Source organism: Wenzhouxiangella indolica (assembly GCF_042310355.1).
Classification (GTDB): Bacteria; Pseudomonadota; Gammaproteobacteria; order Xanthomonadales; family Wenzhouxiangellaceae; genus Wenzhouxiangella.
Window position 1 is genome coordinate 1 of the sequence record NZ_JBHJMR010000022.1, and the last position, 12,261, is coordinate 12,261.

The 12,261-nt window shown below is 66.8% G+C and carries 11 protein-coding genes and 1 other RNA gene; 5 read left to right on the plus strand and 7 right to left on the minus strand.

Features of this window, described 5'->3' with window-relative positions; genetic code table 11:
• Positions 1 to 162 precede the first annotated feature (162 nt).
• Both ACDC67_RS15095 and ACDC67_RS15100 read right to left on the minus strand, forming a co-directional pair.
• A complete protein-coding gene (locus ACDC67_RS15095) occupies positions 163 to 906 on the minus strand; it encodes an SDR family oxidoreductase (RefSeq protein WP_376694463.1) in 744 nt (247 codons plus the stop codon).
• Between the two features lie 33 nt (positions 907 to 939).
• Entirely contained in the window at positions 940 to 2,334 is a 1,395-nt protein-coding gene (locus ACDC67_RS15100) for a GGDEF domain-containing protein (RefSeq protein ID WP_376694464.1), read from the minus strand.
• A gap of 216 nt (positions 2,335 to 2,550) precedes the next feature.
• Here ACDC67_RS15100 and ACDC67_RS15105 point away from each other — a divergent pair, with 216 nt between their 5' ends.
• Both ACDC67_RS15105 and ACDC67_RS15110 read left to right on the plus strand, forming a co-directional pair.
• Positions 2,551 to 3,660, plus strand: a complete 1,110-nt coding sequence (locus ACDC67_RS15105; RefSeq protein ID WP_376694465.1) for a PilT/PilU family type 4a pilus ATPase — start codon at positions 2,551 to 2,553, stop codon at positions 3,658 to 3,660.
• A complete protein-coding gene (locus ACDC67_RS15110) occupies positions 3,644 to 4,981 on the plus strand; it encodes an EAL domain-containing protein (RefSeq protein WP_376694466.1) in 1,338 nt (445 codons plus the stop codon). Before ACDC67_RS15105 ends, ACDC67_RS15110 begins: the two co-directional genes overlap by 17 nt.
• A 28-nt stretch (positions 4,982 to 5,009) precedes the next feature.
• Here ACDC67_RS15110 and ssrA read toward each other — a convergent pair.
• Positions 5,010 to 5,085, minus strand: a transfer-messenger RNA (tmRNA) gene (gene ssrA, locus ACDC67_RS15115).
• A gap of 113 nt (positions 5,086 to 5,198) precedes the next feature.
• Between ssrA and ACDC67_RS15120 the strand changes: the two genes are divergently transcribed.
• Positions 5,199 to 6,344: an alpha/beta hydrolase gene (locus ACDC67_RS15120; RefSeq protein ID WP_376694467.1), complete on the plus strand. Its 1,146-nt coding sequence runs from the start codon at positions 5,199 to 5,201 to the stop codon at positions 6,342 to 6,344.
• Between the two features lie 65 nt (positions 6,345 to 6,409).
• Here the strand turns inward: ACDC67_RS15120 and ACDC67_RS15125 are convergent, their stop codons facing one another.
• From ACDC67_RS15125 to ACDC67_RS15140, 4 genes are read right to left on the minus strand one after another with little or no spacing between them, the layout of a single operon-like run.
• Positions 6,410 to 7,909: a protein adenylyltransferase SelO gene (locus tag ACDC67_RS15125; RefSeq protein ID WP_376694468.1), complete on the minus strand. Its 1,500-nt coding sequence runs from the start codon at positions 7,907 to 7,909 to the stop codon at positions 6,410 to 6,412.
• Positions 7,909 to 9,270 (minus strand): M24 family metallopeptidase, encoded by a 1,362-nt coding sequence (locus ACDC67_RS15130; protein ID WP_376694469.1) that lies wholly within the window; start codon positions 9,268 to 9,270, stop codon positions 7,909 to 7,911. The genes ACDC67_RS15125 and ACDC67_RS15130 overlap by 1 nt, the downstream gene beginning before the upstream one ends.
• Before the next feature lie 46 nt (positions 9,271 to 9,316).
• Complete coding sequence (locus ACDC67_RS15135) at positions 9,317 to 9,532, minus strand: ChaB family protein (protein ID WP_376694470.1); 216 nt, start codon at positions 9,530 to 9,532, stop codon at positions 9,317 to 9,319.
• A gap of 2 nt (positions 9,533 to 9,534) precedes the next feature.
• Positions 9,535 to 9,828 carry a sll1863 family stress response protein gene (locus tag ACDC67_RS15140; protein WP_376694471.1) on the minus strand — a complete coding sequence of 98 codons (294 nt, stop codon included), beginning with the start codon at positions 9,826 to 9,828 and terminating at the stop codon, positions 9,535 to 9,537.
• A gap of 296 nt (positions 9,829 to 10,124) precedes the next feature.
• Here ACDC67_RS15140 and ACDC67_RS15145 point away from each other — a divergent pair, with 296 nt between their 5' ends.
• Together ACDC67_RS15145 and ACDC67_RS15150 are read left to right on the plus strand one after the other, a co-directional pair.
• Positions 10,125 to 10,643, plus strand: coding sequence for a winged helix-turn-helix transcriptional regulator (locus ACDC67_RS15145; protein ID WP_376694472.1), 519 nt, complete (start codon positions 10,125 to 10,127; stop codon positions 10,641 to 10,643).
• Between the two features lie 36 nt (positions 10,644 to 10,679).
• Positions 10,680 to 12,248, plus strand: a complete 1,569-nt coding sequence (locus ACDC67_RS15150) for a phospholipase D family protein (protein ID WP_376694473.1) — start codon at positions 10,680 to 10,682, stop codon at positions 12,246 to 12,248.
• Positions 12,249 to 12,261 lie beyond the last annotated feature (13 nt).

The following is a 12,261-nucleotide window of genomic DNA, read 5'->3' on the forward strand; positions in this document are numbered from 1 at the left end:
AGCGCTTTTTCGTATCTTTTTTCGCTTTGGAAAAAAGGTACTCGCCGAAAGTGCCTGCGAAGCAGGCCGGGCGAAACCGCAGTTGACGTGTCGAGGCCCCCACAGCGCCCGGTGTCACCAACCTCACCCCAGCCCAGACACCCAAAGCCCCCCAAAACAACATCAAGCGTTCTTCGCAATCACCTTCAACGGCAGGATCTTCATCACCCACCCGATGGGCCGCCAGGGCCAGGGTGGTACGCAGGCGGTGGCCGGGGCGCGTTGGATGGCGCGGACCATGGCGCGGCTGCCAGTGGCCTCGTCGACCTCGAAGGGCATCTTGCCGGCGTCTTCGTTGAGTTCGGTGCGGATGAAACCCGGCAGCAGGGTGGTGACCTTGATCGGGGTGTTGATCAACTCGGCGCGGATGCCCTCGGCCAGGTGCGCCAGGCCGGCCTTGCTGGCGGCATAGGTGGTCATGTGGCCGGGCAGGCCGCGCACGGCGCTCATCGACGAGACCAGGACGAGGTGGCCGTGCTCCTGCTCGCGGAAGATCTCGACGGCGGCCTCGCACTGGGCCAGACCGGCGACCAGGTTGGTTTCGATGACCTTGCGGTTGTGCTCGAAGCGGCCGGTGCCGATGCGCCGGCCGTCGCCCACGCCGGCGTTGACGATGACGCGGTCGAGGCGGCCGAGGGTCTGGGCAAAGTCCTTGAAGACCTCGAAGACGCGGTCGTGGTCGTTGACGTCGAGGGCGCGCAGTTCGACGCGGATATCGTGTTTGCCGGTCAGCTCCTCGCGCAGTGCCTCGAGACGATCGCTGCGGCGCGCGCAAAGCGCCAGGTTGCAGCCGGCGGCGGCGAACTCGCGCGCCATGCCGCGTCCCAGCCCGGAGCTGGCGCCGGTAATCAGGATGTTGTCGCTCATGAAGTCATTATGAACCAGACTCGCGGGACAGGATCAGTTCGCCTCGTAGAGCACCCGGTCGCGGCCCGAGCGCTTGGCCCGCAACAGCATGGCGTCGGCCCGGTCGAAGGCGTGGGTAATCGACTCCCCGGGCTCGATCTCGACGATGCTGAAGGTGCCCGAAAGCCTCGCATCCAGCGCTGGAAGCCGGATGGCGTGCAGCGCCAGGCGCAGCGCTTCGGCGCGCTCGGCCGCGCGCTCGCCGGTGCACTCGCGCATCAGCACCATGAATTCATCGCCACCAAAACGGCCGAACAGGTCTTCGCGGCGCAATTGCCCACCGACCCGCTCGGCCACCCGTCGCAGGGCCTCGTCGCCGGCGAGGTGACCATGTTGATCGTTGATCTGCTTGAAGCGGTCGATGTCGAAGATCACCAGGGCGGCCGGGGCACCGCGACTGCGCAGGGTCTCGAGTTCCTCGCGTGAGCGCTCGAAGAAGTGGCGGCGGCTGGTCACGCCGGTCAGCTCATCGGCCTCGGTGATTTCACGCAGACGGCGATTCTGTTCGACCAGCGTGGGCACCGCCAGGCCGAACCAGGTGCTGGCGGCGATCACCGTGATGGCGAACTGGTAGACCATCGCCTGTCCATCGAGCCCCAGCAGGCCCACGCTCAAGGCAATCGCGGTGCTGAACAGGGCCAGGGAGACGGCCACGCGATAAGCCGACTCGGTGTAGGTGATCCACATCTGCGGGATGATCAGGAAGAACACGGCAAAAGCCAGCAGTTCATCGCGGCCGAACAGCGCGGTGAAGACCATGATCAGCGCGAGCAGGGAAAGCAGGGTTACCAGCTTGAGCAGCCACGGCCCGAGGGCGGACCGGGCCACCGGCAGGACAATGACCGGAAACCGACGCTGGCCGGCTTCGCGTCCGGCGCCCAGCACTCCGGCGAATAGTGGCGTGAGCGCGACGGCCGCCGCCATGTCGCCGATCCACCAAGGCAGCCAAAGGCCGATGCTGTCGGAACGCTCGAGCGAACCGCCCAGGATCAGGGCCTCGACCCCGAGCCCGGCCGCCAGGAGCGCCGCGGCCGACGCCACAAGGAGGAAAGCGATCACGAAAGCCGGCAGGGAAGGGCCCGGTCGGCGGCGTCCCAGCCATCTCAGAACAAGCGCACCTGCGCCGAAGGCAGCACCATGCGCGAGCCCGAACAGCAGGCCGCCGAGCAGGATCTCCGACGCGCCCTGGTTCAAGTCGTAAAGCGAGGCGGCCCAGAACGTCACGATCACGGCGGCGGGCAGCACGGCGAAGGCCGCGGGCAGGCCGAGCACCAGGAAGGCAGCCAGGGTCAGGCCGGCCGGGGGAAACCAGATGCTGGCGTGCGGGGCATACTCCATGACGGCCGAAACACGCCACAACAGGATCCACGCCAAGGTCAGGGCAAGCATTCGGGCGAATGAGATCAGCAGGGACTTTCCCGCCCGAGGCTGCTGCCGAAACATGGAACCCCCTTTTTCCCGTTTTCGGGCGATGGCCACCGCGCCCGACGAACTGACTGATCGTCCATGGCTAAGTCATGTTAACCCGGCTGATGACGCCTTGGCGGAATTGATTGCAACAGGGCGGGGGCTTTTCTATGCTGCCCCTACACGAAAGGAGGCTGCATGGAGATCGAAACGTACCTGCGAACGATGGTCAAGCACAACGCGTCGGACCTGTTCTTCAGTGCCGGAACGCCCGCGGGCATCAAGATCCAGGGCGAGACGCGCCGCCTGGGCCAGGAGAAACTGTCTTCCCAGGACGTTCGGAAGCTGGCCTATTCATTGCTCAACGACAAGCAGATCGCCACCTTCGAAGCCGAAATGGAGCTCAACCTGGCGATCGCGCTCGACTCGCTGGGCCGATTCCGGGTCAATCTCTTTCGCCAGCGCGGGTCGGTGGCGATGGTGATCCGCTACATCAAGAGCGAGATTCCATCCATCGAGGAGCTGAACCTGCCGCCGATTCTCAAGGACCTGATCATGGAGCCGCGCGGGCTGATCCTGGTCGTGGGCGCGACCGGATCGGGCAAGTCGACCACGCTGGCCTCGATGATCGATCATCGCAACGAGCACAAGGCCGGCCATATCCTCACCATCGAAGAACCGATCGAGTTCCTGCACCAGCACAAAAAGTCGATCGTCGACCAGCGCGAACTGGGCCTGGACACGCTCAGCTACACCAATGCGCTCAAGAACGCCATGCGCGAGGCGCCCGACGTGATCCTGATCGGCGAGATCCGCGACCGCGAGACGATGAAGCACGCCATCAGCTACGCCGAAACCGGGCATCTTTGCCTGTCGACCCTGCACGCCAATAACGCCAACCAGACCCTGGACCGCATCATCAACTTCTTTCCGGAATCGGCCCACCACCAGTTGTTCATCGACCTGTCAGAGCACCTGCGCGCGATCATCAGCCAGCGCCTCGTGCCCACGACCGACGGCGCACGGGTTCCGGCGGTGGAGGTGCTCATCCGCACACCCTACGTGGCCGACCTGATTCTCAAGAACGACATCGACAGCATCAAGGAAGCGATGAAGGAGGGCGGGCAAGCCGGCATGCAGACCTTCGACCAGGCACTCCTGCGGCTCTACAAGGACGGCCGGATCACGGAGGAACAAGCGCTCGAGCATGCCGACTCGCGCAACGATCTCGGGCTGGCCATTCGCACCTCGCGCAGCCGCAGCGCAGACGATGCGCCGGAAGGGCTGAGCATTGACCGATTCGACTGATCGAAACGGCGCGCCGGACAAGACGGAGCAGGTCGGCAGCGCGCGACTGATCGACGCCCATGCCGGCACCCGGCGAGCGCGCCGCAAGTTCCTGCGCTACGCGGAGTTCCGCTACCGCCAGTTCATCAACGACCCGCAGCAGAATCCGCACGGAGTGGCCTGCATCTATTTCAACAACTGGCGCGAGTGTCGCGACCATTTCGGCTTCGGCGGGCTGGAGACGGTCAACGGCCTGATCGAGAAACGCGCGCTGGAGACGCTGGCCGACCACGATATCTTCCTGCGCCTGGCCGACAGCAGCCTGGTCGGCGTCCTCTGGCCCGGCGAAGGCGAGCGCGACATCGAGCGCTGGGCCGCCGACATGCTCGAAAAGCTCAACGAATCGGAGTATCCCGTCGGGTCGCGCTGGCTCACCGCCTCGTTCAGTATCGGGATGTGCTGGTTCGACCGGCGCGTGCGCGGCGCCGAGGAGGCTCTGCTCGACGCCATGCACCTGGCCGAGCAGCTGGCCGAGCAGGGCAAGAACCAGTTCCGGCTGTTCCGGCCCGTGCAAGCGCCGCGCGAGGAACTGGGCAGCGAAGAACAGCTGGCCCGGCAGCTCGGGCGCTCGCTGCATTCCAACCGCCTGCGCATGGTATTCCAGCCGCTGCTGGCGGCCTCGCCGGAGGGCGGTCGCTACTACCAGGCCTGGGCACGCCTGATCAGCGATTCCGGCAAGCTGATTCCCGCCCGGCATTTCCTGGCGGTGGCCCGCCGCCACGAACTGATCGGCGCGCTGCAACGCTGGACCCTCAGGCGCAGCGTGCACTACCTGGCCACGACCCACGGCAACCCCTCGGCGGTGCGCCTGTTCGTCAACGTCTCGCCGGAGGCCTTCTCGGAACAGCTACTCGAGTGGCTGGTTCGGATCCGGCAACGCCATCCCGAAGTCGGGCCGCGCCTGATCGCCGAGTTCGAACTGTTCGACCTGGAGCACCGCTCCGGCGAAACGCACCAGTCGATGCGGCACCTGCGCAAGCTGGGCTTTCGCATCGGCATCAGCGGCATCGGGGAGAAACACCTGGGCCACCGGATTCTCGACGAGGCGCCGATCGACTACCTGCGCATGGCCCCGGACTTCGCCGACGGCCTGCACGAGCGCGCCGGACTGGCCGGCGAGTTCATGGCCTTCATCAGCCAGGCGCACCACAACGAACGCGCCGTGATCATGCCCGAGGTCGCGCGCGAGGACCAGGTCATCGAGTTCTGGCAGGCCGGCGTCGACTTCATCCAGGGCGACTACATCGAGCAGCCGCAGACGTCGCCCGAAGCTGCCGGGTGAAGGCGTGGATGACAAATACGGGGTAAAGTGGTGGAGCCGAGGGGAATCGAACCCCTGACCTCAGCAATGCGAATGCTGCGCTCTCCCAACTGAGCTACGGCCCCACGGAATCAAGCTGGGCGCGTATTTTACCCAACTTCGCGGCGAAAAGTCACGAAGCAACCAAATGGGCGACCGCGAGTCCAATTTGATGAAGCCCCAGCAACGGAATCATGACTTGACGCCCACGCCTTACCTGCACGCCTCGGACCTGCACGGCCTTGCCCGGCTGGCCATCGACGGCGTGGCCGGAACCAGCGAGCTGGTCGAGCAGCTGCACGGAACGATCGCCCGGGTCGCCATGCCCCTGGGGCCGCCGGTGGTCGCCGGCACGCGCGGCATCACCGGCCTGGTCTATCGTTCGCTGCGCGCGGTCAACGGCGCCGTCGGCACCTCGATCAACGCGGTGGCCGGCCCGCTCGTGGCGCGAATGCCGCCGCCGTCGATCTCCCCGGGGCGCGAACACTGGCTGGCGATCGTCAACGGGGTGCTCGGGGATCACCTCGCCGACACCGAGAATCCGCTGGCCATCCCCATGACGTTTCGATACGGCGGCGACGCGCTGGTCCTGGAACCGACGGCCCTGGCGGATCGTATCGCCTCACCCTCGGGCAAGCTGCTGATCGCCGCCCACGGCCTGTGCATGAACGATCTGCACTGGGGCGGGGCAGAAGGCATTCCCGAGCGGCTCGGCCGGGCGCTGGGCTATACACCGCTCTACCTGCACTACAACTCCGGGCGGGCCATCGCGGACAACGGCCTGGAACTGGCGCAGCGCATCGAAACCCTGGTCGAGCAGTGGCCGGTGCCGGTCACCGACATCGTGATCATCGGCCACAGCATGGGCGGGCTGGTGGCTCGCTGCGCGCTTGACACGGGCATTTCGACCCAGCAGGCGTGGGCGGCGTCGGTGTCGCGCATCGCCTACCTCGGTACGCCGCATCACGGCGCGCCGATGGAACGGGTGGGCCATCGCTTCGAATCCCTGCTGGGCATGAGCCCCTACAGCGCGCCGTTCACGCGCCTGGGCGGGATGCGCAGCGCGGGCATTATCGACCTGCGCCACGGCCGCCTGCCCGCGTCGGAGGCCGAGGTGGATGAATTCGCCATTGCCGCGACCGCGCGAACCCGGGCCGGCCGCCTGCTCGGCGGGATGCTCGGCGACGAACTGGTGCCGGTCGACAGCGCCCTGGGCCGGCATCCCGACCCGCAGCGCGCGCTGCCCTTTCCCGACGAGCGCTGCCTGGTCGTGGCCGACGCCGGACACCTCGGCCTGCTCCATCACCCAGAAGTCTATCGCTGCCTGCGACGCTGGTTACGCTGAGTCAGTTCCCGACCCGACGCCGGATCGGCGGCCGGGTCCTTTCCCGAGCGCGCCCAAGCGGCGCATCAGGTCCCGCAGAAGGTTTCGAGCACTCGCTCGCCGGGTTCCGGCGGCCGGGCGTATTCGGCGTTTTCGGGCTGGTCGTCGAACGGTCGCGACAGCACGTCCAATAGCTTGTGCATCGGCTCGAAATCGAGGCGTTCGACGGCCGCGTCGGCCGCGCGCTGGGCCAGGTGATTGCGCAGGATGAAAGCCGGGTTGATGCGCTGCATTGCGGCGCGGCGTTCGGCGTCTTCGCACCCCTGCGCGCGCAGTCGCTCGCGCCAGGTCACCGCCCAGGCGTCGAAGCGCTCGGGCGCGTCGAACAACGCGCGTACCGGTCCATCCTCGCGGTCGTGATCCACCGGCAGGTCGCCGAGGCGGCGAAAGGTCAGGGTCATGTCGGCCGAGGCGTCCTGCATCCGACCGAGCAGGTCGAAGGCCAGGTCGACGTCGCCCTCGCGCGCGTCCTCGATGCCGATCTTGGCGCAGAGATTGCGGTGAAAGCGCGACTCGAAGCGGTCCGGGAAGCGCTCGAGGGCGGCGTTGAGCTTTTGCAGTGCGGCCTCGGAACTTGCGTCGATCAGCGGCAGCAGGCATTCGCCCAGCCGCGCGAGGTTCCAGTGCGCGACCGCCGGCTGCTGATTCCAGGCGTAGCGGCCGCCGCGATCGATCGAGCTGTAGACGGTTTGCGCGTGAAAGGCGTCGATGAAGCCGAAGGGCCCGTAGTCGATGGTCTCGCCGACGATCGAGGTGTTGTCGGTGTTCATCACGCCGTGGATGAAGCCGACCGGCATCCAGTCGGCGACCAGGTCGGCCGTGCGATCGATGACGCGTTCGAACAGGGCCAGGTAGGGCGCGTCGTGTTCGGCCAGGTCGGGGTCGTGTCGTTCGATCACGTAGTCGGCCAGGATGCGCACGGCATCGGGGTCGCCGTTGCGCGCGAAATACTCGAAGGTGCCCACGCGGACATGGCTTTCGGCCACGCGGCAGAGAATCCCCCCGGGTTCGGGCCCACCCTGACGCAGCACCCGCTCGCCGGTGGCCACGGCCGCGAGCGCGCGGGTCGTGCGGATGCCGAGGGCGGCCATCGCCTCGCTTGCGAGATACTCTCGAACCACCGGACCGATCGAGGCGCGCCCGTCACCGCCGCGCGAAAAGCGGGTCGGACCCGAGCCCTTCAGCTGCAGGTCGCGACGCCGGCCGCGGCGGTCGATGATTTCTCCGAGCAGCAGCGCCCGGCCGTCGCCGAGCCGCGGCACCCAGTTGCCGAACTGATGCCCGGCGTAGGCCATGGCCACCGGCTCGGAACCGGGCGCGAGCCGGTTGCCGGCCAGCATCTCGACGCCGGCCGGCGAGGCCAGGGCGGCGGCATCCAGGCCGAGTTCCCCGGCCAGGGCTTCGTTGACGAGGATCAGCCCCGGATCTTCCACCGGGCGGGGCTCGATGCGCTCGCCGAAAGCCTCGGGCAGGCGGGCGTAGCTGTTGTCGAATTCGAGGCCCGCGAAGGGTGCGGCCGGCGACATCAGCGCACCGTGTGCCACTCGGTCTGCCGGCCGGCCAGGTAGATCACCCGCTCGCCGTCGAACACGGCGGTCTGCTCGAGCTTGATGTTGACGGGCTGGTCGTCCCACTCCGGCACCGGGGTCTTGATGCTGCCCTCGATGGCGTAGGCGGTGTTGGCGTGCAGCGGCCAGTCGCCCGTGTGCTCGACCTCGGCGGGCAGATCCCACATGCCGATGGTCGGCCCCGGCCCGTGGCCGAAGAAGCCGATCGGGTGGGTGTAGATATTGAACGACCAGGCTTCGTCGGCCATGGCGTCCTGGGCGGCGGCGAGAATCTCGTTGCCGCTGCGGCCGGTGACGAATTCGTCCGTCAGGCGATCCTGCCAGCGATTACCCTCGGCCAGGGCGTCGACCAGTCCCGCGGGCACGTCCGTCTCGCCGGCGCGCAGCACGTAGCCCATCTCCTGGGTGTCGGTGCAGAGCTTGAGGTAGCAGATGCCGACGTCGGTGTGCAGCACATCACCCGGCTGAATGGTGCCGGCCGTCCCGCAGAAGGGCGTGTCCTCGCCGCATTCCCCGCCGGGGCGCTGGATATTGACGTAGGGCATGAACCAGGGATCGAGCCCCAGGCTTTCGAATCGCTGCCGGATGAACCAGGCGACATCGTCGGTCGAGGTCACCCCGGGCGTGATGACCCGGCCGGAGAAGGCCTCGGCGATCACGCCGCGGGCGATCGACACCGCGTGCGCGTAGGCGGCCAGCTCGCGCTCGCTGCGCGTTTCCAGCCAGCGCACGACCAGTTCCTCGGCCGGCTCGAGCCGCTGCTCGAATTCCTCGGGCAGGGCGGCGGTCAACTTGCCATGCAGGCCGTGGGTCAGGCCGTCGGCTTCCGGCCAGGTGTCGGAAACGTTGATGCCGATGCGCTCGGGATCACGCTCGACGATCAGCTCGGCCAGCGCCGCCCACTGCGCGTCGAGCGAGCCGCCTTCCCAGGCGGATTCGTAGGGCTCGCCCAGCGGGTAGCGATTGACGGTGAGTCGATCCACGCTGCCGTCGTCCTGGCGATGGAAGACCAGCATGGTGGTGCGCCGCGCGGCAAAGCTGGGCTGCGGCACCAGGGTGAAATAGACCGGGTCCTCGGCGTATTCGCGGTTGAGCACCAGCCACATGTCGAGACCGGACTCTTCCATCAAGCGCGGCAGCAGGTTCTCGAGACGGTCGGTGAGCATGGCGTTTTCCGGCTCGATCCGCTCGCGCTCGGACAGCACCGCCCGGTCCGCGGACTCGATCACGCGGCCCTGTTCGGCCGCCGACGCCTCGGTGACGAGCAGCAGGTTCACGAGCAGAACGGCCGGCACCAGGGCCCGCAGGAGTATCGTCATACCTGTCATTGTTCCTCCTCTTCTTCGGTCGGGATGCCGGCCCGGCTCAGTCGTCCTTGCCGACCCAGTCGCCATCGTTGTTCTTTTCGTAAGACGCCTTGACCGCAGACCAGGCCACGCGGTGAGCCGTGGCTTCGCGATCGGGCTCGTCGCCGTACTCCGCCCAGGCCGAGTTGAAGGCCTTGCGATAGATTGTCTGCGCGGCCGCGGGAAGCGTTTCGGTGACCTGTGACGGCAGATCGGCGTTTCGGTCGTAGGGCACGCTTACTTGAAGTGCGACTTGAAGTAATTGAACGAGTTCTGCAGCGCATCCCAGGTGTGCTCGGCTTCGCGCTTGAGCTTGCTCCACTGCAGTTCGCTGGCGGCCCGGGCCTCGTCGAGCTTGTTGGCCAGGTCCTTGCGCCTGCCTTTCATTTCCGCCAGGCGCTCGCGATATTCCTCGCGTGCCTTGGAACCGACTTCCTCGGCGCGGTCGTCGAGTTCGTCGATCTTTGCGTCCAGCTCGTCCAGTCGGGACTTGAGTCGCTCGATGAATGCCTTTCTGTCTTCGCTGCTCATGATGAACCTCCTTTGATGCCGACCGAGTGGCCAGAGCCAGAGTGTACGCCAGGTGTCCGGGGCTTGGAACAATCGCCGGACCGGCGTCGGTCAGGCCAGCCAGGCAAACAGGCCCAGCAGTCCCCAGACGGCAATCAGGGCAAGCATTCGACGCGTGGTCAGGCGGGATTCGTTGTCGTGAATCAGCATGGTGGAAACCTCTTGCTCAATGTCGGGAATATAAGTTGCTTTTCGCAACTGAAAATAGCCTAGCGCTATTGGTTGCAAATTGCAACTCAAAACGGCAAACTGGATCCATGAGCAAAACCAACCCCTGCCACGGCAACTGCCCGATCGCCCGCGTGACCGCCCTGCTGGGTGACGGCTGGAGCCTGATGATCATCCGCGAGGCCTTTCTCGGCAGCCGCAAGTTCAACGAGTTCGAGCGCCGGCTGGGCATCGCGCGCAATATCCTCTCCGACCGCCTGCGCAAGCTGGTCGAGGCCGGGCTGCTGGCGCGAAAGGCCTCGCAGACCGACCGGCGCGTGGTCGAGTACCGGCTGACGAGCTCCGGGCGCGCGCTGTTTCCGGTGCTGATCGCGCTGACGCAGTGGTCCGAGCAGCACCTCGGCGATTGCGCCCACTCGGTCCGCTACGTCGAGCGCGCCACCGGCGAGGAAATCCAGTCGATCCGGGTGCTCAGCGCCGACGGGCGTGAACTCGACGCCAACGAACTGGCCATGCTGCCGGGTCCGGACGCCGATGCGGCCCTGAAAGCCCGGCTGGTCGCCGCCATCGAGCAGGCCGGAAGCGATGCGGCCCAAGCGGCGTCGTGAAACGCGTCGGCGTCGACCCGGACGGGCGGGCTGAGCTTGGCCTCGTCGCCCCGAAGGCGGGCCCGATGGCGTTGGGCAATCGCCCTGCTTTCCATCTCGGTCTTGCTGCTGGTGTTCTGGCCCCGGCTTCCTGAGCACCGCCACGCGGAGCCGTCGCGGGCCCTGCCCGCCGAGGCCGCGCGCGAGACGCGGCTGGGCCGTTCGCTGGCCGAGCAGATCGGCGACCATCCCAACGAAAGCGGCATCCACCCCCTGTACGACCCGCTCGACGCCTTTGCCGCACGCTACCTGCTCACGCAGGCGGCCGAGCGTGCACTGGACGTGCAGTACTACATCTGGGGCGACGACCTGACCGGCACCCTGATGCTGAACGCCCTGCTCGAGGCCGCCGATCGCGGCGTGCGGGTGCGACTGCTGCTCGACGACAACGGCATCGAAGGCCTGGACCAACGGCTCGTGGCCCTGGCCCGGCACACGCGCATCGACATCCGCCTGTTCAATCCCTTCGCGCAGCGCCGGCCGCGCTGGATCAACTACCTCACCGACTTCCGGCGCATCAACCGGCGCATGCACAACAAGTCCCTCACCGCCGACAACCGGGCCACCATCGTGGGCGGGCGCAACATCGCCGACGAGTACTTCGCGGCCGGCGACGGGCTGCTGTTCGCTGATGTCGACGTCCTCGCCGTCGGCCAGGTGGTGGGTGAAGTCTCGGAGGATTTCGACCGCTACTGGAACAGCGAATCGGCCTGGCCGATCGAAGCCCTGGTCGAGCCGAGCACCGGCGATGCGGTCGACGGGCTGCGCCGCGAAGCCGCGCGCGTCGAGGACGACGAGCGGGCGGTTGCCTACCTCGACAACTTCGAGCACTCGCGCTTTGTCGACCGATTTCTCGACGGCCGGCTCGGGATGATCTGGGGCCATGCGGAACTGCTCAGCGACGACCCGCACAAGATCCTCGACAAGCCCGGCCCGAAGGGCCTGCTCAGCGAACAGCTGCGCGAGACGATCGGCCTGCCCAAAGTACGCATGTACGTGGTCTCGCCCTACTTCGTGCCCACGCGCACCGGCGCAAAGCTGTTCACGGAACTGGCCGAAAGCGGTGTCGAAGTCGTGGTGCTGACCAACTCGCTGGAGGCCACCGACGTCGCCGCGGTGCATTCCGGCTATACCCGCTATCGAAAACGCCTGCTGAAAGCGGGCGTGAAACTGTACGAAATGCAGCGTTTCTCCGGCCAGGAAAGAATGCGCGGCAAGGGGCCCCTGGGCAGCTCGGGTTCGAGCCTGCACGCAAAGACCTTCGCCGTCGACGGCGAGCGGGTGTTCGTCGGTTCGTTCAATTTCGACCCGCGCTCGGCGCGGCTCAATACCGAGATGGGCCTGGTGATCGACAGCCCGGAACTGGCCGCCGAGCTGGAGGAAACCTTCGCCGTGGACGTGCCCGAGCGCGCCTACTCGGTGCACCTGGACGACCGCGGCGGGCTTTACTGGATCGAGCGCAGCGAGTCGGGCACGGTTCGCCACGAACACGAACCGCACACCAGCGTGTGGAAACGCGCGTGGGTGGCGATACTGGCCAGGCTGCCGATCACCTGGCTCCTCTGAGCGTTTTCCGGTT